The organism is Methanofollis aquaemaris (assembly GCF_017357525.1).
Taxonomy (GTDB): Archaea; Halobacteriota; Methanomicrobia; order Methanomicrobiales; family Methanofollaceae; genus Methanofollis; species Methanofollis aquaemaris.
In genome coordinates, this window is sequence record NZ_CP036172.1 from 267,428 (window position 1) to 293,547 (window position 26,120).

At 59.5% G+C, this 26,120-nt stretch carries 22 protein-coding genes and 2 riboswitches; of the genes, 9 read left to right on the forward strand and 13 right to left on the reverse strand.

The features are described from left to right. The first annotated feature begins 90 nt into the window (after nucleotides 1-90). Nucleotides 91-1,737, forward strand: coding sequence for a bifunctional metallophosphatase/5'-nucleotidase (locus RJ40_RS01245; RefSeq protein ID WP_265581533.1), 1,647 nt, complete (start codon nucleotides 91-93; stop codon nucleotides 1,735-1,737). Here RJ40_RS01245 and RJ40_RS01250 read toward each other — a convergent pair. From RJ40_RS01250 to RJ40_RS01265, 4 genes are all read right to left on the reverse strand, one after another. Then, nucleotides 1,714-2,475, reverse strand: a complete 762-nt coding sequence (locus RJ40_RS01250) for a DUF2115 domain-containing protein (RefSeq protein WP_265581534.1) — start codon at nucleotides 2,473-2,475, stop codon at nucleotides 1,714-1,716. The two genes, RJ40_RS01245 and RJ40_RS01250, sit on opposite strands and share 24 nt — an antisense overlap. Nucleotides 2,476-2,546: 71 nt before the next feature. Next, on the reverse strand, nucleotides 2,547-3,131 hold the full coding sequence (locus tag RJ40_RS01255) for a hypothetical protein (RefSeq protein WP_265581535.1): 585 nt from the start codon (nucleotides 3,129-3,131) through the stop codon (nucleotides 2,547-2,549). Nucleotides 3,132-3,512: 381 nt separating this feature from the next. Next, a complete protein-coding gene (gene mmp10 / locus RJ40_RS01260; protein WP_265581536.1) occupies nucleotides 3,513-4,739 on the reverse strand; it encodes a methyl coenzyme M reductase-arginine methyltransferase Mmp10 in 1,227 nt (408 codons plus the stop codon). A 90-nt stretch (nucleotides 4,740-4,829) separates the two neighbouring features. Then, nucleotides 4,830-6,446: a hypothetical protein gene (locus RJ40_RS01265; protein WP_265581537.1), complete on the reverse strand. Its 1,617-nt coding sequence runs from the start codon at nucleotides 6,444-6,446 to the stop codon at nucleotides 4,830-4,832. 202 nt (nucleotides 6,447-6,648) lie between these two features. On the opposite strand from RJ40_RS01265, the gene RJ40_RS01270 reads away from it, so the two are divergent. Then, the gene (locus tag RJ40_RS01270; RefSeq protein ID WP_265581538.1) at nucleotides 6,649-7,743 is read left to right on the forward strand and encodes a hypothetical protein; all 1,095 of its coding nucleotides are present in this window, start codon (nucleotides 6,649-6,651) and stop codon (nucleotides 7,741-7,743) included. A 129-nt stretch (nucleotides 7,744-7,872) separates the two neighbouring features. Here the strand turns inward: RJ40_RS01270 and RJ40_RS01275 are convergent, their stop codons facing one another. The 3 genes from RJ40_RS01275 to RJ40_RS01285 all read right to left on the reverse strand — a co-directional run bounded on the left by RJ40_RS01275 (nucleotide 7,873) and on the right by RJ40_RS01285 (nucleotide 12,536). Next, nucleotides 7,873-8,688, reverse strand: a complete 816-nt coding sequence (locus RJ40_RS01275; protein WP_265581539.1) for an alpha/beta fold hydrolase — start codon at nucleotides 8,686-8,688, stop codon at nucleotides 7,873-7,875. Nucleotides 8,689-8,793: 105 nt separating this feature from the next. Beyond that, a complete protein-coding gene (locus RJ40_RS01280) occupies nucleotides 8,794-10,476 on the reverse strand; it encodes an AMP-binding protein (RefSeq protein ID WP_265581540.1) in 1,683 nt (560 codons plus the stop codon). Between the two features lie 395 nt (nucleotides 10,477-10,871). Beyond that, nucleotides 10,872-12,536, reverse strand: coding sequence for an AMP-binding protein (locus RJ40_RS01285; RefSeq protein WP_394357398.1), 1,665 nt, complete (start codon nucleotides 12,534-12,536; stop codon nucleotides 10,872-10,874). Between the two features lie 194 nt (nucleotides 12,537-12,730). On the opposite strand from RJ40_RS01285, the gene RJ40_RS01290 reads away from it, so the two are divergent. Beyond that, nucleotides 12,731-12,961 (forward strand): SLC13 family permease, encoded by a 231-nt coding sequence (locus RJ40_RS01290; RefSeq protein ID WP_265581542.1) that lies wholly within the window; start codon nucleotides 12,731-12,733, stop codon nucleotides 12,959-12,961. A 182-nt stretch (nucleotides 12,962-13,143) separates the two neighbouring features. On the opposite strand, the gene RJ40_RS01295 is transcribed toward RJ40_RS01290, so the two are convergent. Further along, nucleotides 13,144-13,569 carry an EVE domain-containing protein gene (locus tag RJ40_RS01295; RefSeq protein ID WP_265581543.1) on the reverse strand — a complete coding sequence of 142 codons (426 nt, stop codon included), beginning with the start codon at nucleotides 13,567-13,569 and terminating at the stop codon, nucleotides 13,144-13,146. Nucleotides 13,570-13,673: 104 nt separating this feature from the next. Between RJ40_RS01295 and RJ40_RS01300 the strand changes: the two genes are divergently transcribed. Beyond that, nucleotides 13,674-13,895, forward strand: a complete 222-nt coding sequence (locus RJ40_RS01300; protein WP_265581544.1) for a hypothetical protein — start codon at nucleotides 13,674-13,676, stop codon at nucleotides 13,893-13,895. Nucleotides 13,896-14,017: 122 nt separating this feature from the next. Further along, entirely contained in the window at nucleotides 14,018-15,121 is a 1,104-nt protein-coding gene (locus tag RJ40_RS01305; RefSeq protein WP_265581545.1) for an inositol-3-phosphate synthase, read from the forward strand. 357 nt (nucleotides 15,122-15,478) lie between these two features. Here the strand turns inward: RJ40_RS01305 and RJ40_RS01310 are convergent, their stop codons facing one another. Both RJ40_RS01310 and RJ40_RS01315 read right to left on the reverse strand, forming a co-directional pair. After that, nucleotides 15,479-16,567, reverse strand: a complete 1,089-nt coding sequence (locus RJ40_RS01310; protein WP_265581546.1) for a hypothetical protein — start codon at nucleotides 16,565-16,567, stop codon at nucleotides 15,479-15,481. Nucleotides 16,568-16,771: 204 nt separating this feature from the next. Continuing rightward, a complete protein-coding gene (locus RJ40_RS01315) occupies nucleotides 16,772-17,740 on the reverse strand; it encodes a methyltransferase domain-containing protein (RefSeq protein WP_265581547.1) in 969 nt (322 codons plus the stop codon). Between the two features lie 39 nt (nucleotides 17,741-17,779). Between RJ40_RS01315 and RJ40_RS01320 the strand changes: the two genes are divergently transcribed. Further along, nucleotides 17,780-18,448, forward strand: coding sequence for a DUF5591 domain-containing protein (locus RJ40_RS01320; protein ID WP_265581548.1), 669 nt, complete (start codon nucleotides 17,780-17,782; stop codon nucleotides 18,446-18,448). A 715-nt stretch (nucleotides 18,449-19,163) separates the two neighbouring features. On the opposite strand, the gene RJ40_RS01325 is transcribed toward RJ40_RS01320, so the two are convergent. Further along, complete coding sequence (locus RJ40_RS01325; RefSeq protein ID WP_265581549.1) at nucleotides 19,164-19,307, reverse strand: hypothetical protein; 144 nt, start codon at nucleotides 19,305-19,307, stop codon at nucleotides 19,164-19,166. Continuing rightward, a riboswitch (Fluoride riboswitch) is annotated at nucleotides 19,281-19,345 on the forward strand. Its footprint overlaps the gene before it by 27 nt. Before the next feature lie 144 nt (nucleotides 19,346-19,489). Here RJ40_RS01325 and crcB point away from each other — a divergent pair. Next, the gene (gene crcB / locus RJ40_RS01330; protein ID WP_265581550.1) at nucleotides 19,490-19,876 is read left to right on the forward strand and encodes a fluoride efflux transporter CrcB; all 387 of its coding nucleotides are present in this window, start codon (nucleotides 19,490-19,492) and stop codon (nucleotides 19,874-19,876) included. Further along, nucleotides 19,873-20,223 carry a DUF190 domain-containing protein gene (locus tag RJ40_RS01335; protein ID WP_265581551.1) on the forward strand — a complete coding sequence of 117 codons (351 nt, stop codon included), beginning with the start codon at nucleotides 19,873-19,875 and terminating at the stop codon, nucleotides 20,221-20,223. Before crcB ends, RJ40_RS01335 begins: the two co-directional genes overlap by 4 nt. A 794-nt stretch (nucleotides 20,224-21,017) precedes the next feature. Here RJ40_RS01335 and eno read toward each other — a convergent pair. Together eno and RJ40_RS01345 are read right to left on the reverse strand one after the other, a co-directional pair. Further along, nucleotides 21,018-22,307 (reverse strand): phosphopyruvate hydratase, encoded by a 1,290-nt coding sequence (gene eno / locus RJ40_RS01340; RefSeq protein ID WP_265581552.1) that lies wholly within the window; start codon nucleotides 22,305-22,307, stop codon nucleotides 21,018-21,020. Between the two features lie 26 nt (nucleotides 22,308-22,333). Then, nucleotides 22,334-24,112, reverse strand: a complete 1,779-nt coding sequence (locus RJ40_RS01345; protein ID WP_265581553.1) for a dynamin family protein — start codon at nucleotides 24,110-24,112, stop codon at nucleotides 22,334-22,336. Nucleotides 24,113-24,146: 34 nt separating this feature from the next. After that, a riboswitch (Fluoride riboswitch) is annotated at nucleotides 24,147-24,208 on the reverse strand. A gap of 684 nt (nucleotides 24,209-24,892) precedes the next feature. Here RJ40_RS01345 and RJ40_RS01350 point away from each other — a divergent pair. Then, nucleotides 24,893-25,660, forward strand: coding sequence for a hypothetical protein (locus RJ40_RS01350; RefSeq protein WP_265581554.1), 768 nt, complete (start codon nucleotides 24,893-24,895; stop codon nucleotides 25,658-25,660). Nucleotides 25,661-26,120 lie beyond the last annotated feature (460 nt).

The following is a 26,120-nucleotide window of genomic DNA, read 5'->3' on the forward strand; positions in this document are numbered from 1 at the left end:
TCTTGCGCCATGCCGGAGGTAAGAACAACTATTATTTCCCGGCTTCCCACACGGTTGAGGGTGAAAAAAACCCACTCTCTTTCTCCCGGCATGAGGGCCGCGCTCCTCCTCCTCCTCGCCGCGGGTCTCCTTGCGCTCTCGGTCTTTGGTGCGGCATCGTTCCTCCACCAGGACAGCCCCCACGAGATTGCCATCATGACGACGGCCGACCTCCACGGCCATATCTTCCCTTACGCAAACGAGACAGGCGCGACCGTCGGGGGTATCGAACGGATTGCTGGTGCGAAAGATGCGATCGCCGCAGATGTCGACGGGTGGGTGCTGCTCTCCGCCGGCGACGATCTGACCGGTCCGCTGTACGCCACCTATGACGGTGAGCCTGAACTGGAGGCCATGAGTCTTGCCGGCTACACCGCGGCCTGCCCCGGCAACCATGAGTTCGACTATGGGGCGGCGCATTACCTGAATGCAACCCGCCATGCCGGGTTCCCACTTCTCTCGGCCAATCTCAAGATCGACGATCCCGCACTCGCCTCGGTCATCAGGCCCTCCGCCGTCATCGAGGTCGACGGGATCAGGTGCGGGCTCTTCGGCCTCATCACCCCCGACCTCGCGCTCATCACCAACCCCGGCCCGAATGTCACGGTCGATCCTGACTATGTGGGCGTGGCCAGGAACGAGGTGAAGGCCCTCAGGGAGGAGGGCGCCGGGTTCGTCGTCGTCCTCTCGCATATGGGCGCGGCCTGCGACGAAGACCTTGCGAGGCAGGTCGGGGGGATCGACCTCATCGTCGGCGGGCATGACCACACCTATGTCTGCGAGAGCGTCGACGGGCCCGAGGGGTGGACGACGGTCATCGTCCACGACGGCAGTCAGGGCGAGAGCCTCGGGGTGCTGAGGTGTGCGATCACCGGCGACGGGATCGAGGACTGGCAGTGGGAGACGGTGCCGATGGACAAATCGGTCGGCGCCGACCCGGCGGTCAGGGAATACCTCGCGCCCTTCAGGGCGGCAATGGAAGCGCAGGAGCAGGAGGCGATCGGCGAGAGCACGGTGCCGATCGATGCCGTGAAGGCGCACCTGCGCACTCAGGAGATGCCGCTCGGCGACCTGGTCGCCGACGCCTGGCTGGCATGGTTCGGCGAGGCCGATCTCGCCGTCGTCAACGGCGGGGGGATCAGGGGCGACCGCGTCTTCCCGGCAGGCCCGGTGACGCGAGGGATGCTCGCCGAGATCCTCCCCTTCGGCAACGAGATCGTGATCGTCAGCATGAACGGGACCGAGGTGCGCCGGATGCTTGAGATGAGCGCATCGGCCCTCGGTCCTGAGTTCCAGGGCATCCAGGAGTCGGGTTTTCTCCAGGTCGGCGGCGTGCGGATGACGATCGATCCGGGTAGGCCGGGATATGCCGCGGTCTATGATGAAAAAGCGATCCGGGAAGTGCTGTGCGAGGGCGCACGGGTAGAATCGGTCCTTGTCAGGGAGGAGGGTGCATGGGTGCCGATCGAGGACGACACCATGTACACCGTCCTGGTCAACGGGTACCTGGCAGATGGGGGGGACGGGTATGCCCTCTTCGCCGGGATACCTGAGGGGAGGAAGATCAGGACCGGGGTCAAGGCCATCGAGCCTGTCGAGGCCTATGTCAGGGAGCGCTCACCCCTCACCCCGGTCACCGACGGGCGGATCACCTGTGCCTCGCCTGACTCCCCCTCACCCGTGGTAGTTCCGGCGTGACTCTTCGATGACCCCTAATTTTCCGATCCTCTCCACCTCGCCCTCGCGGTGGAGGGCGCGGGCGCCGGTGTCCTGCCGCGCCGGGCAGTACGGGCAGAGGGAGAAGGGGACGTCCCCTTCCTTCTCCCTCACCGGGCAATAGTATGCCTCGCCCTCGGCATAGACCTCAAGCCCGCCGGGAAACGGCGTCCCGACCGGGTGGGCGGGGCGGCCGCGGACGTACATCGTGTAGGCCGCAAGGAGGTATTTGAGGAAGAGGAGGTCGGGCTCTTTTCCGGCCGCCACCCTTGCCCGGCAGGCCGCGGCGACCATCTCTGCGTAGGCCGGAAGGGAGGCGTCCACCGGTCCGTCGTCGAGATCCTTTTTCCCCTGACAGGTGAGGACGAGGTCGTGGTACGTCCCCATCACCTGCTCCTCCACCTTTGGCAGGAGGCGGCGGCGGTATCCTGGTTCGAGGTCTTCGGTCTTTCTCCTGAAGTTCTCCATCATCGCCCGCAAGTCGGTGACCTGGAAGGTGGAAACCCCGCGGCCGACGACCGCGAGGAGGGCACGCTTCGTCTCCGCATCTTTCATCTCTGCACAGATCTCTTCCACATCTTCCAGGGAAAGCGCAGTCCCACTCTCCCCGCGTGCCGGGGCGAGCACCTCCTCCCACATCGCCGGTCCGGGGGCAGGGGCCTGGCGGGGGTTCTCCGGTGATGAGAGGTGGAAGAATCTGTCGAGGAATCTCAGTCGCACAGAAAAAGGTCGGCACCAGGGGGAGAAAAGGGTGCGTGTCGGGGTCAAGAGGATGGTGCCAGGCAGAAGATTCACGCACCCGGACCTGACGTCAACGTAGAATAGACCCTGATCTCGTCGTCGTCCGGGTCATAACCGATGTACACTCTCTCACCCGCTTCCTCCTCAAACTCCCAGACGTACGGTGCGACCGATTCCTCGCAGGAGAGGCTCACCATGCGTGCCTTCCAGTTCCCGTCGGTGTACCCCGCATCGCCAAGCATGATGATCGCCGCGGTGAAGGGTGGGCGCATCCACGCGAAAGTTCCTGAGAGGTCATGCCTCCATTGGGAGAAATCAGGCGTCCCATTCTCAGAGACAGATATTTTTGCAACTGCTGTGATCTCTTCTCGATAGAACGGGACCAGATAGAAGTCGCGGATATTCCGGTCCCGGGACCGCACCAGGGTGGCGTCGCCGGCGAAGGCACCGGTGAGATTGGAGGGGAAATGCTGTTCCGCCTCTCTGACGACTGCCGGGATCTCCTCAGGCGGCACGGTCTCCAGCGAGACCTGCGGTCCTCCATGTCCGGGATGGAAGACGAGCAGGGCACCGAGCCCGACGAAAGCCACCACAAATGTCAGGAGGAGTATCGCAGCGAGAACCCTGAATTTCATCTGAAGTCACCTTTCAACAGGTCCGGATGGGATTTTGATAAATATATATTTTATTGACAGATATATTGGAGGTCGGTAGTTCGAAACCTTCCGGTTCTGTGAATCTTCTCAGGAGAGGCACGATAGAGACAGGTGACAGACCCACCATTCCCGACCGGGAGGTGGATGGGAACAGAGCACCTCGTCCCCTCTGAACATCCATCTTCCCATCACTCGCACCGGGGGCGTTGCTCCTGACCACCGGGATTGCGGTTGGAGGGAAGGCAGCGGGGCGATCCTGTCCTCTGCCGATCCGTCACACAGAGACAGGGTGTGGTCGGCCCCTGAGATTCACGCCAGAAGAGGATTTCAAGAGATCCAGAAATCGAAGACTCTGCCGGACTATCTCCCATACTGATTGAGCAGGTGGATCAGCGCGGCAAAGCCCTCCATCTCCATCAGCAGGACATCGTCCCGGCGCATCCCCATCGAGGTCTCGGCGTCTGCGGTGAGCATCTCCGGACCGCGGACGACCGTGCGGGCGACGCCGTCGCGGGAGAGCACCTTCGTGGCCTCCCGGTCATGGACAAAGGCCCGGCCCGGGATCACCACTGCCTCTTCGAGGGAGGCGAGGTCGAGGGCCGCAAGGTCGTCGCGGGTGATGAGGCACGCGATCTCCTGAGGCGTGGCCACCACCCGGCACCCCCCGCCGCAGGCGTCGAGCACCTGCTGGACATACGGCGTGGCGACACTGCCGCTGACCACCGTCGCCCGCCGCCTGACCCTGGGGAGTTTGGCCAGAAGGTCGGGCTCTTTGAGGATGGCAAAGGGGGATCCGATCTCGGGATCCCAGAGGGGCGTGCCGCTGATCTTGAGAGCGTGGGCTCCGGCAAGGGCGGTGACCTGGTCCCTGAATGCCTCCACCGTATCGACCCGCTGCCCCTCGATGACGGGTGCGTTCCCGAGGATCAACCCCTGTTCGGTGGTGTTTGCAAACCGCATCAGGATCAGCCCCTTCGCCCCCGCGTCCTCCAACCATGAGCAGGTCTCTTCGAGTTTTTTGCCGTCGTTGATACCGGGGATCACTACAGCGGCCGCATAGACATCGATCTCCTCGCAGAGCCGACGCATCACCTCAAGCGAGACCTCGGGGGTGGGGTCGTGCATGTACCTCCGTCGAAGGGCCGGGTCCGCGGAGAAGATGGTATACGAGACCTCGGTGAGACCATTCTCGATGAGCACATCGGCGACACCAGGGTCGTCAAAACCCTTCCCGCTGGTATAACCGATATGGAGGGGCGCCTCCATGCTCCCGAGGAGTTCGACAAGGTCGGTGAAGGCCGGATAACAACTCGGATCGCCGCCGCCGCTGATGGTGACGCGGCTGATGTCGTCGGTGAGCATCTGGAGGTTAGCAAGGATATCGTCCGCAACCGTGGATAGAGACTTGAACCCGCTGTACTGCTCCTTCACTCCGCGGGTGCAGTAATCGCAGCCCACCTTGAAAGGTGGGCAATACTGGCAGCCAAAGGGAGCGACGTCGCCGACATGCTTGAAATAACAGTACTCACAGAAACCCCGGCAATCGACACCCGGGCGCCCCCCGATATCCACGGTCAACTGAGCCATCTGCTATTTCTTTCTGTCCTGCAGAGTTAAATGCTATGGGATCGCTGTTTTGCGGGATCCGAAAAAAAAGATTGGTCGGGGCAGGCCGTGTCACTTGAATCTGCCGCGGCTGAGGACGATGCCGATGCCCGCAAGGGCGATCAGGCCGAGGGCGACGTACCCAACCACCGCAGGCATGTTTCCGGCGTTACCATCTGGTCCGGCCGACTCCTCATCCGACGGGAATCCTTCACCGATCCTGACGTCCCTGATCGCGACGGATCCTCCGGGATTTTTCGTTCCCTCACCGCCGCTCTTCGGAGCGAGAGTCTCGATTTCGGCGGGCCTCTCGTTTGCCCCGGCACTCTTCTCATCAGAGGATGAGGCGGACCAATCGCCGCCGTCGCTGTCAGAAGAGTAACTTCTGGGCTGTGCGTCGGTGGAACCGATGGTGAACTCGGTCTGGTCCACGGCGATGACCGAACCGTTTTCACCGGTACCGCAGAGAATAACCTGATAGGTTCCGGCCTTGAGTCCTGCGAGTGCCTCGGCAGGCACGGTCACCTCAGATCCCGTCCCGACCCCTGAGATCCCATAACCGGTGGAGATCGGGATTACCGCATCGACATCATCGGGCGCCTGAGTCTCACCGTCGATGATGAGACTGAACATGACCGGGCAGTCCTCGTAGGAGTGACCGGGCGTCTGCTGCATCAGGACGTCGAAGACTGACGTCTGAGTGACCATCGGGTGGTCCTTCAGGTCCATCAGGTTCTCGATGTTGACCCCCATTTCAGCATCGAAGACAGCATCTTCTTTGAAGATGAGATAAGTCAGCCCCTCAATTGCGTCTCCATCATCAAAACTGAGGGCGACGTCTCCCCCATCAGTGTAGGTCTGTGGAGATGCACCGCCGTTCCAGGTGATCGCACGGTCCTTGTGCATGACGACGACAGGAGCGCTGCCAAGGATCGTCATAGCCGAGGTGTCCTGATCATACCTGAAGAGAAGACAGAGATACTCTCCAGGTGGCGGGACGGTGTCGGGATGGGCGTCACCCATGCTCTTCGCCACATTGGGGTCGACAGAGAATTTGCTGAGGTCGACCTGCGTGTTCATGAGGGTCGTGCCAAAGTTATCCGGGTCGTAGCCGATCCCGTTGAAACCTCCCCAGAGCACAAATTCGTTCGTCTGTGGGTTCACATAGACGATTCCATTCTCAGTGTAGAGGTAGATGAGATCGGTGGCGCCAAAAAGTGCATCATAGTCGTCAGGACTCTCGACCTCAGGAGTCTCAGGCGGGCACCTCAGCAGGAGAACATTCCCGGTCTCACCAGGCACTTTTGTGGAGATCGTCGGGATCACCGCTTCCTTGTAGACTGTATGGGCATTGTTCCCGCTCCAGTCCGCCTGCCCTACCTCCGCAACGGTGACAGTACATCCGTCTACCTCAAATGTACCGCCTGGACAGTCTCTGGTGATATACCTCACCTGTGGGCAGGTGAGTGTCTTCACGTCGTTTCCTGTGGTACTTCCAAGGCCGATCCAGGTCAAATCAGGATCGGCGAGGTCGATGACCGAGATCTCGGATACCACAAGACCGTTGAAATCAAATGAATCATCGCATGAGACTGTAACGACCGGATCTGCAGCAGATACTATCGTCACCGCCCCGAATAGTAGAACAAAAAGAAAGATAACCGAATAATATCCAAAGAGCGTTTTCATTGCTCCCCCCGGTAACCCAAGTAACTTTTATAATATATAAATGTTTACTGACCTCAAAGAACGAGGGGACAAAATAATGGACTTCAAAACCTTTGTCTTAACCCTGATTATGCTGTCAGCATGCGTCCCCATGGGATGCGCCGCAGTCAGCATATCGGTTTCACCTGATGCGATAGAGGAGGGGGACCAGATAGAGATCACCATGCAGGATCTCCCTGACGGTGCCTCTTTTGCCATCCTGGTGGAGAGTCGGATCGAAGTGGGAAATGAAGAGAAGTTCTTCTATGAGGTGCAGGACTTCGTGCTCCCGGTCTCGTTGAGTGGCGGGTGGATATTTGCATCGACCAGAGACACCGCCTTCACCACCCTCTCCACAGCGCTTGATGGGAGTGCCATCAATGTCGGCGGGCCGTCGAAGGACGGTGTCTTCACGTTTTCACAGCAGATGGATATCCCGGCAGGGACGTATCGCTCTCTCAAACTTGAGGGGCGGTCGATGCCCGATGTCTCGGAGATCACCACACAGATGCGATTGAGCGGAGAGAAGACCGGACCCGTAGACAGCACCATCACCTTCTCGGTCAATGGCGTCAAGAAGGGGTCTAACACCATCGAGATCATCGTGGACGATGAGACCGCCCTGAGGGAGACAATACCGATCGGTGGCGGAACAACTGCGGAGCCGCCAACAGAAACAACGACAGTGCCGACCACCGAGAAACCTTCGGGTTCGTCGGGTTCTCCGGGTTCTCCGGGTTCATCAGGATCGTCAGGGAGCACAACGCAACAGAATGGTGGGGCGACAGCGACAGAGACGGTGACTACCGTTCCAGGTGTCGGTGCGGTGTGGTCTGAGGACAGACTGGTCCGCCTCGAAGGTCCGGGACTCGAAGGAGTGGGCCTGGCCAGGGCGGAGAGCGGGAATGTCCCTGACGGATGGATGCCTCTCGGTGATGCGGTTTCGGTCACCCCGGCGGACCGTACGTTCGGGGAACCGGTGCATCTTATCTTCACGCTTCCGGAAGGTGAGGCCGCAAGCGAGGCGACGACCTTTATTGCAGTCTTCAATGGTGGAACCTGGGAGATCCTCCCGAGCAATCTTGAGGAAGGAATAGTCGTCACTGAGGTCGCCAGTGCAGGCACCTATCGCCTGATGCGCTTTGCCGAAGCCGGGACGACCACAGTTCCGACGACAACCGCGACCACACTCCCGCAGACCACCCAGTCTTCTGTCGGTCCAACATGCCTTATTGCAGCGGTTATGCTCTCCTTTGTCCTTCTCAGGGGCAAAAAATAACTTTATTTTTACGAAGAAAATAGGATGAAGATCGGGCCGGGAAGGCAGAGAGATGGCAGTGAATAAGGCTTGATCCAGGGTGATTGTTCAAGCCCGGGATACTTTTGGGGTATGCTCATAGAGAGGATGTCATTTGGACAGGGCAATCCGATGCCCTGATTCTTCCCGGGTCTCGTTTTTCAGGACATCGTAAAATCGGTCTTTCGCATGCCGCTCGATCCAGGGGCGGTGGCCGCATCTCTCCAACAGGACGAACCGAAAGTTTCTGAGAATTCGGGAGAGGGGAATATCTGTCCCTGCAAAGGGATGCGGGTCATAATCGCCATGGATGGCGACGACCGGACACCGGATCCGCTCTCCCAGTTTCAGCAATTTCCCGCTGCTCCTCAACGCATCGGCCTCCTCCCAGACTCGTTGATAGACCTCATACCGGCACTCCAGAGCCTCATCGTCATGGGGCAGGGGGTCATATGCGTCGACTCCGGAGAGGAGCGACCCGAATCTGGCCAGAGTGATATCACGGTCCCCGGCGGCCCGACCGTTCAGAACTTTCATCAACGAGAGAACTTCCTCCCTCTCATCATCACCGAGCCTCCGGAGTCTGGTCCTCATAATCTCTCCGACATAGCCCCCTTCAAATGGTCCGCTCCCGACGAGAATGAGTTTCTTCACGATTGAAGGATACCGGGCGGCAACGATCCATGCAAGCCATGCACCCCAGGAAAAGCCGATCAAGGTGACGGGTGAATCTCCTTCGCTCTCCAGAACGCCCTTCAACTCCTCGACCTGCCCGTCGAGGGTGGTCGCCGTCTGGAGGGGTTCCAGGACGCCCCCCACAGACGAAAGTTCACGGGCAACCGGCGCCATCTCCCCGGCCGCACCGGGGCCGCCGTGGACGACCGCGATGGAATACGGCCTCTCACCATATCGTCTCAGGTTGTGCATCTCCCTGCCCCTCTCTTTTGATCGGATCGATCAGATGCGAAATGCTGAAAAAAAGGTTGTGCTAAAATTCATTCAGGAGTGCGAATGGCAGGGGGAGGCCCTCGCTCACTCTTTCTCCTCGCCGCCCTGACTGTTGTGCCGTTCGAGTTCGAGTTCGCGCAGGACGTTCCGCTTGATCTTGCCCGAGATGGTCTTGGGGAGATCCTCGACAAACTCGATGGCCCGCGGGTATTTGTACGGGGCGGTCATCCGCTTCACAAACTTCTGGAGTTCCTTGATGAGGACGTCCGATGGCTCGAAACCCGGCGCCAGGACGACAAATGCCTTGATGATCATCCCGCGGATTATGTCGGGTGACCCGACGACGGCACACTCCTGCACCGCCGGGTGTTCCATCAGGGCCGATTCGACCTCGAAGGGTCCGACGCGGTAGCCCGAACTCTTGATCACATCGTCGTCACGGCCGACAAACCAGAAGTAGCCGTCTTCGTCCATGTAGGCCTTGTCGCCGGTGTAATACCAACCGTCCTGGAAGGACTCCTCGTTTGCGGTCGGGTTGGCAAAATATTCCATGAACATGCCGGGAGGTCTGGGCTCAGCCCTGATCGCGATCCGTCCTTCCTCGCCTGTCGGGACCGGTTTGCCCTCGTCGTCATGGAGTTCGACCTGCCATCCGGGCGAGGGCCTGCCCATCGATCCGAGTTTTGGCTCCATGCACGGGAACGTGCCGACGCAGAGCACCGTCTCGGTCTGGCCGTAACCCTCGTAGATCGTCTGATCGGTCCCCTTCTCCCAGGCCCTGATCACTTCGGGGTTGAGAGGTTCGCCCGCACTGACGCAGTGACGCAACTGCGAGAGGTCGAACTTCTCCAGGTCTGCGAGGATGAGCATCCGGTACACCGTCGGTGGTGCGCAGAAACTTGTGACTTCATATTTTTCCAGGACCGGCAGGAGTTCGGTCGCCTTGAACTTGCCGCGGATATCGAAGATGAGGGTGCAGGCCCCCTGCATCCAGGGACCGAAGAACTTGCCCCACGCGCACTTGCCCCATCCGGTGTCCGCAAGGGTGAAGTGGAGATCGTTTTGTTTGATATCGAGCCAGAACTTTCCGGTGACGATGTGGCCGATCGGGTAGGCCTGGTTGTGGAGGACCATCTTCGGCTCGCCGGTCGTCCCTGAAGTGAAGAAGATGAGCATCGGGTCGACCGCTCGGGTCTTCCTCATGCCCGGGAGACGGACGAAGACGGTGGAGGCCGGGGCCGGATAGGTGAGTTCGATGGGGTAACTGATCCAGCCCGGCATCTCCCCGTCCACCAGGAAACGGGAGACGAGCGAGGGACATTCCGCACAGATCTCGTCGACCTTCCAGGCGTTCTCGGTGTCGGTGATGACCATCTTGAACTTGCCGGCATTGACCCGGTACTCCAGATCCTTGGGAGTGAGCATTGTCGGACAGGGACAGAAAACAGCGCCGAGCTTAATGGCCGCTATGGCGAAGATCCACCACTCAGGAATGCGGTGGAGCATGATGATGACCCGGTCGCCCTTGTTAATGCCGTACTTGAGAAGCATGTTTGCCGCCTGATTGGAGAGGTTCATCAGGTGGCGGAAGGTGTAGTTCCTCTCATGCCCTTCCTGGTCGGCCCAGATCATCGCAAGCCTGTTGCGGTCTTTCTCTGCCCACATGTCGACGACGTCAAAGCCGAAGTTGAAGAACTCCGGCACCTCCGGGTGATAGGAGGCATAGACGTCCTCGTAGGTTTGGTATGTATGCTCGGCGTCGTGCATAACGGTATACCGTATGGGAGGAAGGGTTGATATAGTATGCGATGCCCGGGGAAGTCTGGAAAAAGGACTTTTTTCGGCTCTGTTGAATTCCTTTTCTGGAGTGACCATGAGGGGCTGCTCACACCCTTGCCCCTCCGTGATGGATCGGCAGAGGACGGAAACACACTCTGAACGATTCCCCCCCGCCTTCCCGCCCCTATCGCAATCCCGGGGGTTCCGGGGGCAGCGCCCCCGGCGCGTATGGTGTGGGAAGGCACGTCGATCAGAAGATCTCTTGAACAATGTTCAACTGCGTATGCTTGAGCCAGGGGTTCATGCCCGATTCAACAGAGCCCTTTTTTCGTATTCAATGCCCGTTTCAGGGCCGGGATAGAAAAGAAAAATGGGGGCCGGGTTCAGTCGTCCTGGTCCCTGACGTGGCTGTTCTCGTAGCGTTCCATCTCGATCATCTTCAGTTCTTTGCGCCTGATCTTGCCTGAGATGGTCTTGGGGAGGTCGTCGACGAACTCGATGGCCCGCGGGTATTTGTACGGGGCGGTCGTCTTCTTGACATGCCGCTGCAGTTCCTTGACCAGGGTATCGGATGACTCGAACCCTTTGTTGAGGACAACGAAGGCCTTGACGATCATCCCGCGGATGAGATCGGGCGACCCGACAACGGCACATTCCTGGACCGCCGGGTGCTCGATGAGGGCCGATTCGACCTCGAAAGGTCCGATCCGGTAGCCCGAACTCTTGATCACGTCGTCGTCACGGCCGACAAACCAGAAGTAGCCGTCATCGTCAAAGTAGGCCCGGTCACCGGTGTAATAGAAGCCGTTCTGGAAGGATTCGGCATTGGCCTCAGGGTTGTTGAGGTACTCCACGATCAACCCGGCGGGCCGTGGATTGAGCGAGATGGCGATCCGCCCTTCCTTGTAGGCGCCAAGGACATTGCCCTCCTCGTCATGGAGCTCGATATGCCAGCCTGGCGAAGGGCGCCCCATCGAACCGAGCTTTGGCTCCATGCATGGGAAGGTGGCGATGGCACAGACTGTCTCGCTCTGCCCGTAGCCCTCCCTGATGGTGATCCCGGTCCCTTCCTGCCAGATCCGGATCACCTCGGGGTTGAGGGGCTCGCCCGCGCTGGTGCAGTGGCGCAGCTCGCGCAGGTCGTACTTCTTCAGGTCTGCGAGGATGAGCATCCGGTACACCGTCGGCGGGGCGCAGAAGGTGCTGACCTCGTACTTCTCAAGGAGCGGGAGGATCTCGGTCGCGGAGAACCTGCCATGGATGTCATGGACAAAGACCGCCGCACCGCAGATCCACTGCCCGAAGATCTTGCCCCAACCGCACTTTGCCCATCCGGTGTCTGAGAAGGTGAAGTGGACATCGTGCTCGGTGAGATCCTGCCAATACTTCGCAGTGATGATGTGGCCCAGCGGGTGCGCCTCGTTGTGGAGGACCATCTTCGGCTCGCCGGTCGTCCCTGAGGTGAAGTAGATGAGCATCGGGTCGGTCGCTCTCGTCTTCTTCTTCACCGGCAGCGAGACGGTGTGGTGGAGGACCGGCGCAGGGTACATCAGTTCGTACGGGAAACTCGCCCATCCTTCCTGCTCGCCGTCCACCAGGAAACGGTACTTGAGCGTGGGGCACTCGTTGCAGATCTCCTCGACCTTCCAGGAGTGCTCCATGTTGGTGATGACCATCTTGAACTTGCCCGCGTTCACCCGGTACTTCAGGTCTTTGGGGGTGAGGAGCGTGGGGCACGGACAGTATACGGCACCGAGTTTGATGAGGGCGGTGACGAAGATCCACCATTCGGGTACTCTTGGAAGAAGAATGAGTACCCGGTCGCCCTTGCAGATGTCGTACTTGAGCAGGATATTTGCCGCCTGGTTCGAGAGGTTTGCAATGTCCCTGAAGGTGAATTTCCTCTCTTTACCACTCTGGTCAACCCAGATCATGGCAAGGCGGTTTCGGTCCTTTTTGGCCCATGCGTCTACGACGTCATACCCGAAGTTGAAGTATTCGGGGACGTCGATCTTGAAACCCGCATAGGTCTCTTCGTAGTTTTCCATGTTGTGCTCCGCCATGGGATCTGTCCGTATACCTATGGTCAGTCACCGCTTTTTAATCTGACCGGTCTGGCGCTGGCCGGGCATGTATCTTTATGAAGGCGCGGCGCGATTTCCAGGCGATCAGGGGGCGGCTGTGATGGATGTCGGGATGATCGCAGTCATTGACGTGCTTTTCGCGGCGGTTGCGCTCTATTATGGCCGAGCGGTTCAGGATCGCCGTCACCGCCGTCATCCTCCTGCTCGCTCTTGCGTGGCTGGGACTGGTCACGCCGGCCCAGGCCGTCTCGGGGTTTGGGAGCAATGCCGCCGTCTCGATGGCAGGCGTGATGGTCCTCGGGTACGGGATCGACCGGGTGGGGATGATGCACCGGCTCTCCCAGTTCCTCATGGTTGGGGGGGCGGGTTGGAGCGGTGCCTCTTTGTGAGGGTATCCTCGGTCGTCGGCACGGTCTCGTCGGTGATGCAAAAACTCCTATCTCATCCCCACTCATCAGGTCAACGCCCTGCTGATGAGGCCCCGAGGCTACCATACCCGCGACCACCTCCGGGCCGGTACGGTGCTCACCCCTTTCTTTGCGCTGGCCTCAACGCTCCCGGTCTATCTCCTCTATCTCACCGGAACAACTGAGGCGGCGAGAATCCGCGAGTAGTCTTCGTCAGGGATCGCCCGCATCGCCTGGGCAGCGAGTTCGTCTCGCCAGTTGTCAATGTTTTTGAGCACTTTCAGTTCTTTTGCAAGAGGAGCGACCTGAATCGGCCCCTGAAAAGCCGCAGCAGGTTTGAGTTTGACCCTGAGCGGATAGCCCTCCTCGGTCCCGGAGAAAAGCGGGATCCGATTGATATAGAGTTCGGACGCGATCTCAAAGGCCCCGAGAAAGGAAGGCTCTTCCAGGTCATGGATATAGACAAGGAGACGGTCGCCGAGTTCTACCTTGCTGATCGTGTCGGCGTGACGCTGGGCGACCGCCCAGACCATCTTTTCCCTGATAGTCTCCCATTTATCTTCTTCAGAGACAGCAATCCAGCAGGTCATGGATGGTGATTGGCTGTCCCCTATTAAATGGTTTCGAGGGGTTGCGGGTGTGCGGAATCTATAAATGTCGGGGCCATGTGATAGCCCGGAGTGGGGATGTCAGTATGCCATACCGGTGGACAAGCAGACGGGACGTCGACGAGACGATTGTCGTGGTCATGAACTCGATTGAAGAGGAGGGAATGCTTCCCGAGTGGCTCAGGAGAACGATCCGGGGGTCGATCGATACGTCGGATCCGCAGTACGTGCGGTACTTCTATGATGAGGTGAAGAGACATGTCCCGACGGCGCTGAAACTCTTCGAGGAGAGTCCGTACGTCCCGTGACAGGTGACGGGGTCGGATACTCTATTCTTTCTTCATTTTTGGAAAAAATTTTCCATTCATCCCGGTCCATTTCGTTATAATTAAAGTATTGCAGACCGACATCCATATCAGTGAACGATTCTATGGATCGGATAAAAATAGCCATCGTCGGGGTCGGGAACTGTGCGTCTTCCCTCATCCAGGGGATCGAGTATTACCGGAACCATATGGATCAGGACGCGATCGGGCTGATGCATCGCGAGATCGGCGGCTATGCGCCGGGCGACATCGAGGTCGTCGCCGCCTTCGACATCGACGCCCGCAAGGTGGGCGGAGATATCGCGGAGGCGATCTTCGCCCCGCCGAACTGCACGAAGGTCTTCTGCCCGGAGATCCCAAAGATCGGCAAGGTGGTCAGGATGGGGCGGGTTCTCGACGGGTGCTCAGCACATATGACGCACTACCCCGAGGCCCGAACCTTTGTCCCCGCCCAGGAACCTGAGGCGACGAAGGAGGAGATCGTGGCCGAACTGAAGGCATCGGGTGCGGAGATCCTCCTCAACTATCTCCCGGTCGGTTCAGAACAGGCGGCCACGTTCTATGCCGGGTGCGCCCTCGAAGCCGGGGTGGCCCTCATCAACAATATGCCGGTCTTCATTGCGAGCGATCCGGAATGGTCCGAGCGGTTCAGGGCCCGCGGGATCCCGATCATCGGCGACGACGTCAAGGCACAACTCGGGGCGACGATCACCCATCGGACCCTTGCTGACCTCTTTGCAAAACGGGGCGTCGTCCTCGACCGGACCTACCAGCTCAACACCGGGGGGAACACCGACTTTCTTAATATGCTCAACCATGAGCGTCTTGCCTCGAAGAGAGTCTCAAAGACTGAGGCGGTCCAGTCGGTCCTTCCCCACCCCCTCAAGGACGAGAACATCCATATCGGGCCGAGTGACTATGTCCCCTGGCAAAACGACAACAAAGTCTGTTTCCTGCGGATGGAAGGCCGCATCTTCGGCGATGTCCCGATGAACCTCGAACTCCGCCTCTCGGTCGAGGACTCTCCGAACTCAGGCGGGGTGGTCATCGACGCGATCAGGTGCTGCAAACTCGCTCTTGAGCGGGGTATCGGTGGGGTGCTTGTCTCGCCGTCTTCGTTCTTTATGAAGCACCCGCCGGAACAATATCCCGACGACGAGGCATATGCGATGACCGAGGAGTTCATCGCCGGGCGGCGGCAGGTTTGAAAGGCGTTGTTTTTCTGGCGTGACCGATAGACAGAGGACGGGAACGCCCTCTGAACAATCTCCCCTCTGTCTTCCTGTTCCAATCTTCATCCAGGGGGTCTGGGAGCAACGCCCCCGGCGCGATTTAATGGGGGAAAGGCAGGCGATCGAGAAGGGGCACCCAAAAAAAGAATGAGAAATGCGAACCTGCTCTCTCGCGCCGGGGAGAAAAACCTGGATTCCCGAAGGCGAAGATAGCCGAGGGGCGGCGATTGAGAGGGAGCAAGGATCCTTCCACATCCCAAAAAACCGCGATGAGAAATTTTCATGCGGTATGCCGAGGCGTGCTCTCGCCTCATGACCAATGCAACACAGCTTTTATTTCCTGCGTTTCTTCGTCTTCTTCGGTTTTCTTGATTTTTTCGAGGGTTCTTTCTTTACGGTCTCCTTCATCTTATTCTCGACAAAGTAATCAAGGAGTATCCGCGTCTTGCGTGTGCCGAGGGACGGTTGGGTGCTCTCGAGCCAGAGGAAGAACCCTGCCATATGCGGAGTGCGTCTGCTCTCGTACTTGAACCCGCCGGCCTTTGCCGGCACCATCTTGTAATATTCCTTCCGGTTCCGCGTCCTGAAGTACAGAATCGGGCGGCACTCAGGGAGGTTGACGGCGAAGATCACCTTGGAGAAGCGTTTCATCACCTCTTCGTAGGTGATGGGTTCACCCTTGATCTTGATCTCGGTGCACTCGAAGAGGTACTTGATCGCCGGGGGGTGGAACGCGCCGAAGACAATCTTCTTGACGATCGGCGGGACATCGTCGGGGGCGGTCAGGGCCTCGCAGGACGCCCCTTCATCCATCAGTTTGATCATCCGTTCTTTGCGCTGGTCATGGAGTTCCCGGTAATCGAAGGGTCGTTTGGGACTGACATCGCCGAGCGAGATCAGTTTTGGGTGCGCAATCGGTTTTCTCGGCCTGTACCTGATATCCCGCGGGTTGAGAGTCTTCTTGATCTCCTCGCACGAAGAGGTGACGATCAGGACTGAGTCAGGTTCATTCATGATCCGCTGGACAATGGCGTTCCTTGAGATGTCCACCGACGAGACAAGGATGAACGGGACGATGGGCTGACCGTAAAGATAACCGATGAGCCGTTTCTTAAAGACAATCTCCTGTTCGAAGTCCTTGAGGTCGGTGGGCGAGGTGATGATCTCCGCGAAGGCGACGGTATTCTGCTGGTCGATGAGAAGGAGGTCGACCTCTGCAAGATCCTGGCCATTGCCCCTCACCTTGATATCGCCATAGTTGGAGTAGAAGGTTCCATTCTGATTCTGCGAGATCTTGTGCCTGGTATAAGGTGCATCGGCCCCTTTTCTGATCACGCCCTTGACAAAGTCGCACCTGGAGGCCGCCAGGATCATCATCTCATAGATGAGCCCCTCATACCACCGCCCCTCTGCGGTCCGCATCAGGGAGATATCCTCAGAAAACAGGTATTTTTTTTCAGATTTCCGGAGATGCCGGGTTGCTTTCAGAGCAAGGGCGTGTGTCGGGGCGATGGTATTGAAATTTTTTCGCAGCCACTCGATCATCTCCAGCCCATTATTTAATGCCATTGGATTTCCTTTCTTCCCGTTTTTGATCTGCCTTTTTGTATAAACATTTATGGATGTTCAGTCTGTTGCATCCTTCTCAAGCACCAGAACCCGACGAGTGAGGCTCTTGTGCACCCGCTGTTCGTGATATTGCAGGATGGTGAAGTGGCGACCGGCGATCTCTCTGATATCGCGGTGGGCGATGACGACCGCCCGACGACCGTCTTTGAGCACCCGCTTGATCTCGGTGAGAGATCCTTCATACAGCCAGTTCAGACTCTCGGCCTTGATGCAGACCGACTGGCCGTACGGCAGGTCGGTCACCACGGCATCGACCGAGGCGTCGCCGACCGGGAGGGCGGTGGCGTCGGCAACGAGGAGGCCGGCGGGAGGTACGTTCTGCTCTGCTCCCCTGACCATGAAGAGGTCGACATCGCTCCCGAACACCCTGGCCCCGACCAGTCGCCCTTCCTCAAGCATCCCGCCGGTCCCGCAGAAGGGGTCGTACATCACCTCGCCGGGCATGACGAGCGAGAGGTTCACCATCGCCCGCGCCATCCTCGGCATCATGACGCCGGGGTGGAAGAAGGGCCTGGTGATCGGACTCCTCTCCTCGTAGGTGCTGCGAAGCCCCCCCACGAGGACGCGGCCGAAAAAGCACCGGTCCTCTGATATGACCGCTCTGAAGATGATCTCCGGCGATTTCAGCGAGACCGGGCCGCGGATATGGCTCCCGATCAGTCGCTCCAGGGTGAGTTGGGGAGGATGGTCGGCGCTGCCGTCGACTACTTTGACCCGCGCGGCGAAGGGACGGTCGGTCTCGATCGCCAGGTCGTCGAGGAGGGCGACGAGGGCGTCGGCGGTCGGTTCGCACTCGCCGAGGTATTCCATCACCGTATGGGTGAGGGCCAGTCGGTTGGTCGCCGCCGGATCGGGGCACTCAGCCACTGCCACTCTGGTCCGCCGGTCAATGACCCGGCCCACACATTCCAGTTCGACGAAGGGGAGGGTCGGGTGTTCCCCTGAGAGCTCAAAGAGCAGTTTCATGGCTACCCATTATTAAGGGATTCTCAAATATATAGAGGCGTGCAAAGCAGTACGGCCGGAACCGATGACAAAACCCGTTCATTCTCTTCACAAACCCCCACTCGGGGCGCGTCTAACGCTCCAATACCCCCGGCGATCGCCACCGGCACTCCCCCGTTCTTCAAGCCCGAGTTCGAGGAAGCCTACCAGTATATCCTCAGGCACTATCAGGTTCCCGAGCGGGAGGTGGCAGTCTTTCTCCCCTGTTCGGTCCACAAACCGTACAGCACCAGCCCCAGCCACCGGCTCTTCGACCGGGTGATTTCTTCGAACCTGCCTGAGGAGCGGGTCCATCGGGTGGTCTTTGGGACCTGCGGGGTGGTGCCGCGAGAACTCGAACTGATGTACCCCTATGCCTCGTACCGGTACATGCTCGGCCGCTCTCCCGACCCGGCGGTCCATCGATCGTTTCTGCGGATCGAGACCGTCCGTCTGGAGGGATATCTCAGAAAGACGGAAGGGACGTACCGGCACCGCGTGGCCTATTGCCTTGGTGAGTTCAGGGAGGCTATGCGGGCGGCGTCGGCCCGCACCGGCATCCCGGTCACCCTCGTGCCGTCCGACGAGACCATCGCTGCGTGCAGAGATCCGGCGGCACGGTTCCCTGACGGGAGCCTCAGCAGGGAGGAGTACCTGGAGGAGTTTGCGGCGGTGCTCAGGGGACTGTGACCTGGTCAGACACTGGTCTTGATGACAATCGTCGATGTCCTCTCTATTATCATAGAACATATCCCAAAACTCTCTGAGGCTTGAACACTCCCTTGAACTGAAACACTCCTTTCCAGGAATTTTGAATGCGGATCTTCCGCCGGGGGGCTGCCGCCCCCCGTTCTCCCCGCAGAAGATAGGGAGGAGGGCATTCATCCCCTTTTCAGGATCATCAAGGGTGTCTTCCCGTCCCCATCGCCATCCCGGGGGTCCGGGGGCAGCGCCCCCGGCACGAGCGTGTGGGAAGGCCATAGATGCTTCTTTGAGCTATGAAGGGGTGAGGATCTTTCAACCATCATCCATCGCCATCTTCTGTGAAGGTAAAAGGTTGGAGAGTTTTGGGATGACCTCATATTTATGGTCTGAGTGCCCTGGGGCGGGCAGTCTGCCATGTCTGATCTTCACACGGGTGCGATCAGAAGGATTTCCCAGCGCAAAGAAAAAACTGCGGGGATATATTTTCAATATATACGCAAATCGGCTCTGGAGATATTCGTGCCTCTTCCGGATGCGAGCGCGACTTGCCCGGACTTTCAAGATGTAGATTGTGGCCGGGAAGGCAGAATGGATGAAGATGAAGAAGGTGTTGCCTTCCTCGACCATCGTGAGGCCAGGGGACCGGGGGCGGCATTCCCTCAGGTAGAGAGAGGGCTAGCACATCCCAGTCCTATGGGCATTATCCTGCAAAATCATCAGCCATGGGAGTTTCTATTGGGTCGAATATCTTCGGAATATAATTTTCAGCCTGAAATCCCGCAATATGATGCATATCCCTATATGCCAAGAGGTGCAGAATTATGCAGGCGATGACGTCCGCCATCAACCGCCCTATTCTGGACTGATGACGTCTATTTTCCGGCCGGACGTGCTGCGCCATGTGGAACACCATTACACCTCAAACTCTTCATGGAGCCTGCGGCATCTCCGGCCGGCAAGGGTGATATATCTCGCCCGTCATGACCACTCGTCGCGTACACCTTGCGACACACGGAGGAAAGAGAGATGCAGACTTGGATTATTGTGGGTATCGGTGGATTTATCGGGGCGGTGCTTCGATACTTCACCAGCGGCTGGCTGCAGGGGAGCGTCGGCACATTTCCCGTCGGCACCCTCGGCGTCAACGTGATCGGGAGTTTTTTCATCGGGGTTGTCATGTATCTCTCCGAATATGGGGGCGTATTTGACATGGAGACCAGGATCTTCCTGACCCTCGGCATACTCGGAGCGTTTACGACGATGTCGACATTCAGTTACGAGTCGTTCCGGCTCCTTGAACAGCAGGCATTCGGGCTGTTCGCTCTCAACCTGCTTGCCACCATTACCCTGACCCTTCTTGCCGTCTGGGCAGGGAAGATCGGGGCCGGGTATCTTGTGGAGGCTGCGCTATGAAGTTGGAAAAAAATGCAAAGGCTGTGCTGCTCAGGATTTACATTGGTGAATCCGATCGATATGAGGGCAAACCCCTCTATCGTTATCTTGTGGAACTGTTCAGGAAAGAGGGATTTTACGGGACGACGGTCCTGCGCGGGATCACCGGGTTTGGGATGACCAGCAGGATCCACAGTCATTCGATCCTCAGGCTCTCCACCGACCTGCCGGTCGTCGTCGAGGTGGTGGACTCGCGCGAGAAGATCGAGCAGATCAAACCGGCCCTCGAAGAGATCATCAGCGGTGGGCTGGTCACCGAGGAGGAGGTCACCATCTGCTTCTATCGCAGCGACGAGGACGAGGCGTGAGGGCCGGACGCGCGGGGCCAGAGAGGCGCCGGCCAGGACGTGCCGCGCCTTCTTCTGCCCTGACAATGTGATCCCCCGAGTGCACTCTTCTCTCTCGCCGTCCCCCACGCAACGAACGTGACGATACTTTTTTTCTTGAGCATATCCCCAAACTCTCTAGGGGTGAAGACCTCCTCGAACTGAAGTGCCTCCTTCCAGAAATTCTAAACTCTCTCCTCGACCGGGGGGCTTGGCCGCCCCCAGACCCCCCGCGGCACGATTGGTCGTGGACGACAATCCGTCTTCATAGATTTCAAATATGCCTTCCCGACCCTATTTCATCCCAGGGGGTCCGGGCGGCACTCGCCCCCGGCATGATGGTGTGGGAAGGCGTGCTGATCAGCCGTGCCGCCTCCATCAGAGAACCTTCATCGTTATCTCACACCGGGGGGTTGCACCCCCCAGACCCCCTTGCCACACGATAGGTCGAGTACTGCAATTTCCTCTTCATGTTTGTCTATGCCGCCTTCCCAGTCCAATCTTGATCCCGGCGCGAGCATATGGGAAGGCGTGCTGATCAGATATGTCGCCCCCTTGCAGGATCTTCACTGCGACTTTGCGACGGCGGCCGGCAATTGAGTGGAGGTCTCCATGGGTTCTCCTGTCTTGTGCGAGAGATGAAACGACGATAATTCTCATCCAGTATGCGTGGCGTGATCTCGCCTCATCTCTGATTCTCTTGCCGGAGCGGTGATGGGACACGATTCCCATCGATTATCCATTTTTGAAAAAGAGATGGTCTCTCTGGACCTGCCCTATCGCACAAATGCCTCGCGTCCTGCAAAAGGCAGGCAGCCGTGTGCCTCTTCCTCTATCCTGAGCAACTGATTATATTTCTCCACCCGCTCGCCGCGGGCCGGTGCACCGGTCTTGAGATGCCCGGTACCGAGGGCGACGCAGAGGTCGGCGATGAACGTATCGACCGTCTCGCCGCTCCGGTGCGAGACCATCGCACCCCAGCCGTTGGCCTGGGCCAGGTCGACGGCCGCGATCGTCTCGGTCACCGTGCCGACCTGGTTGGGTTTGATGAGCACGGCGTTGGCGGCCTGCTCCCTGATCCCCCGGCTGATCCGCTCCACGTTCGTGACAAAGAGGTCGTCGCCCACCAGTTCGAGGCGGTCGCCCAGCGTCTCGGTCAGCAGGCGCCAGCCGTCCCAGTCGTCCTCGGCCAGGCCGTCCTCGATCACGATGAGAGGGTAGGCGGCGGCAAGGTCTGCATAATAGTCCACCATCTCTCCGGCAGAGAGCGCTCGTCCCTCGGTCTTCAGGCGGTACTCGCCGTCCCCATACAATTCGCTCGACGCCGGATCGAGGGCCAGCCCGATCTCGGCCCCTGGCCTGAACCCCGCCGCCTCGATCGCCTCGACGATGAGGTCGAGCGGTTCCTGGTTGGACCTGACCGCCGGGGCGAACCCGCCTTCGTCCCCGACGCCGGTGTGATACCCCTTCGCCGCGAGGAGCGCCTTGAGGGCGTGATAGGTCTCCGAGCCGTAGCGGAGGGCCTCCCTGAAGTCGGGCGCCCCGTACGGGACGATCATGTACTCCTGGAAGTCGGCGCCCTGCCAGGCGGCATGCACCCCGCCGTTGAGGATGTTCATCATGGGCACCGGCATCGCCGCTCTCCCTTTGGGGTTTTCGAGGGAACGCCACAATGAGAGCCCCGACGCCGCGGCCGCACCCCTGGCCACGGCCATCGAGACCGCAAGGATGGTGTTGGCCCCGAGACGGGCCCTCGTGGGGGTGGCGTCGAGAGCGATGAGGCCGCGGTCGATCTCTTCCTGCTCTGCAGCGTCCTTGCCCTGCAAGAGGGTCGCGATCTCGGTGTTCACCAGGTCGACGGCGTGCAGGACACCTTTCCCGCGGTATCTCGACTGGTCCCCGTCTCTTAGTTCGTGGGCCTCATGGACCCCGGTCGACGCTCCAGAAGGAACGGCGGCGCGGGCACGTGCCCCGCATGCAAGCCAGATCTCAACCTCGACCGTGGGGTTACCCCGCGAGTCGAGGATCTCTCTCCCGTGAAGGGAGGTGATGGTGGTGTCAGTCATGAATAGTTTCACTCCGTTATGGTCAATCAGCCCTGAATCACGGCGACGAGCGCCAGTGCATCTTTCAGCCGGGTGATCTCACCCGCCGTCTCTTCGATCTCCCGGTCACGCCGCGCCGACGCCGTGCGGACCGCCGTGCCGGTGACCTGGACCGCCTCGTCCAGTTCGGTGTCCAGGTCTTCCTTGAACCGCCTGAAGGCGGCGTCGATGTTCTGGCGCGTGGCCCACCTGAGGTTCTCGACATTGTAGAGGGCGAGGCGTTCGATCTGGTCGGTGAGCCTCGCCCGCATCCGCCTCGCCCGCAGGCGGCTCGGCATGGCCCGCTCGATGAGGTCGGCGCCGACAGGGGAGAGGACGCTCCCCCAGTGTTTCCGCAAGACCCAGAAGGGTTCGCGCTCGACCACGTAGATCTCGCGCCGAGGACGGGCCGGAGTCGGGACCGCAAAGAGCGTGGCCGCCTCCTGGCGCACGCTCTCGACAAGACCGTCGACCTGGTCCTGGTGACGCTGGAGCCTGGCCGCAAGATCCCCGTCGACGAGGGCGGTGGTCTCTGCGAGGAGGGCTGAGAAGTAGTCGGGAATAAAGGCGGCGAGGGCGTCAATGGCGGCCTGCTCGTCCAGTCGACCCTGCGGGGAAGTGCGGAGCGCCTCAAAGGCGACCTCGTCCAGGCGTGCGATCGCACTCTCCCTGAGGCGCCCGGCCTCGGCCTCAAGGAGGGCGTTCACCCGCCGGTGGTCGCCCTCGATCTGGTCGGCGATCGCCTGGCGCTTCTCCTCGGCCTCCGTGATCACGGCGTCGAAGACCTGACACTTCTCTTCGAGGTCTTCGAGAGGGGTCTCGTGCGAGCGGAGTTCGAGTTCGAGGTGGAACCTGAGTTCGTCCACGACGGTGCGGGCCCGCCGCTCCATCGCCTCGCAGAGGACGTCCTCTTTCTCGTGGACGAGGAAAGTAACGAGGTGGTCGACGACGGCGTCAAGCCCGCTCTGCCGCCAGGCCTCCTCGTCGCCTTCTTCCCGCGCCCGGAGTCCGGTCCTGGCCGAGACCGAAAAGATCGTCAGGTCTTCCCCGTCCTCCCCGGTCTCCCCTGCAAGCACCTCTCTGAGAAACGCGACGGCGGTCTCCTGTTCGTCCTCTGAGAGGTAGTCGACCTTGTTGAGGAGGAAGAAGAGCCGGGGGACGGCGTGGCGCACCTCACGGAGGAAGCCGACCTCGACCTCGGTGATCGGCGGGTCTGCCGAGAGGAGGAAGAGGGCGGCGTCGCATCGAGGGAGGAGGGCGAGGGTCGTCTCGGTGTTGTGGCGGTGGGTGGACCCGATGCCGGGCGTGTCGATGAGGACCACATCCTCAAGCAGGGGCGCCGGGTGGACGACCTCGACCGAGGCGACGTGTTTCTCGTTTCCCGGGTTGCGGTCTTCGGCGACATATTCGAGGAGGACGGCTCTCATCTCCTCGGCGTCCCCGGCCTGGACGACCTTCTCCTCGCCTTCGTCCTCGAATCTGACCCGCACCTCCCGCCGCGCCCCATACGTGACGACGGTCGGGACGGCGGTGAGCGGGACCACCCCGCGTGGCAGGACGTCCTCGCCGATGAGGGCGTTCAACAGTGTGCTCTTGCCGCGTTTGAACTGGCCGAGCACGGCAAGATGAAATCTGCCGGCGTCGAGGCGGTCGGCAAGGTCGAGGAGGCGGGTCTCGTACCTGGCGTAGTCTGGCCCGAGGCCGCGGACGCACGCGATCGCACGCTCAAGGGTCTCTGGTCGGCGGGGAGAGGCGGGTGCTCCCTCGTGGTTAAGTGTCTGCTGCATGCTCCTTCTCCAGTGCGAAATCACGGAATGCTCGGGGAATGCAGGAGTTATCAGCACAAAAGGCGGTTTAAGGTGAACTCCATCACCTGGATAGAATGAAGTATGCACCGGTGCCGCATTAATTCTTTGCAATTGGGTGGGGGGATGTGATGAGGGACAACTTTTTAGAATCAAAAATGATGGCGTTCATCTGATCCTGCGCCCTGCGATCTCCCGCCTATCGCCACGGAGGGGAGCGAACGAGAGCGAGTGTGAGAAAATCTCCGATTTTCGAGGTCCGGGGGCGGAGTCCCCCGGTGGATGATGAGTGGTACACTTTCTGCACCACTCCCCCCCCTCCCTCCTTCCTCTCAGATCACCCGACGACGGGCTTCATGGGCCGTGCGTCCCCTGAACCCCTCGTCATGAAGATCGATCGTGGACGGCATCTCGGCGAACAAAAAAGAGAATGCTCATCTGATCTCCGCCTCTGTCGTCCTCGACCAATCGTGACGCGGGGGGTCCGGGGGGTGCAACCCCCCGGCGGATGATACAAAGACCCCCGGGCGAGAGAGTATGAGACGACGAGCAAGGCACATCCTCACCTTGGATTGGCGAGGGGTTTTGCAGATCCCTCTCCCAAAGTGGAGAGAGAATGATCAGAACCCACATATAACTATAGAATTATATTTCCCAATACACGCACCCCGGGTCCCCTGCGACTCCCTGGAAGGCGGTCTGGCCGTTGGATTCTGGTGCGGTCCTCCGCCTTCCAGAGACAGACCCCATGAAGGTGATGAGATGAAAAAACGCACAATTTTTGGGATCAGCGTCCTGGTCCTGCTGGCACTCGTCCTGATCTCGTACTGGTTCCTCTCCGGTCCCGGCGCCGACCCCCTTGGACCAAACCTCAACACGACAGGGAACGAAACGACGGCTGGAAACATCACCCGTCTCTCTGACGAGGAGAACAAGACTCCTCTGGCTGAAACCCCCGACGAAACCCCCGACCAGACACCTGTCGAGACCATAGAAGACGCACTCGCGGCCAGGAACATCACGTTGAGTAATGAGGAGGACGCCATTCTTCTGACCCAGGACACCGACCTCGCCGCATTTGCCCGTGAGCGGATGAACAGCCACGGGGTATTCCAGGAAGAACTGGCCGGTACGGTGCCGGGCGAACCGGTCTATGTATACTCGCTGGACGAAAAACTGAACGATTACTACCTCATCCCCTTTGAAAAGGACGGGTATATCGCTGTCATTGCAACGGTTACCATCATGGACGATATTGCACTCTTCGGCAGCGTGACTGCTCCTTCAATTCAGACAAAGGACGTCGTGCGGCCGACACTGGAAGAGGCCAGGGAGGTGCTCTCTGAGCGCGGCCATGACGACGACCTGGATGCCAGACTGGTCTGGAAGCCCTGCCTGCAGACCATGTCGCGACTCCAGCCAGTATGGGAGTTCAGCAACGATGACGGAGAGACGTGGTACGTCTGCTATTCTTTCGACGACACGATAGAGGTCTATGACGAACTGACCGAAAAGACGCGTGCAGGCTGAGAGCCACGCCCCTCACTCACTCCCTCTTTTTTGCGGGAACATTTCCCTTCCCCTCCTGCCGTGGCCCGCCCGCTCAGGCATGCGAAGATCAAAGATTTTTCCGTGAATCTTTGATTCTCGACGGCGCAGTCCCGGCTGAACGATACGAACACTCCGTCCAGCACTCATCTGATCCCCTGCTCAACGATCTCCCTTCAATCGCCGTCCCGGGGGTCCGGGAGCGAAGTACCCCGGTGGGAGGGTGAGCAGCACACTTCCTTAAAGCACCTGACCACGGGATTCATGGGCCGTGCGGCCCCTGGTCCCCTCATCATGAAAAATGGTCAGGGACAACATTTTGCCGATCAAAATAGATGGCGTCAATTTGGCCCGCCGCTCTCCGCTCTCCCCCCTATCGCCCTCACGAAGTTCACCCAAAAACCATCACACGAAAGTTCAAGAACCACAGACAATTCGGAGA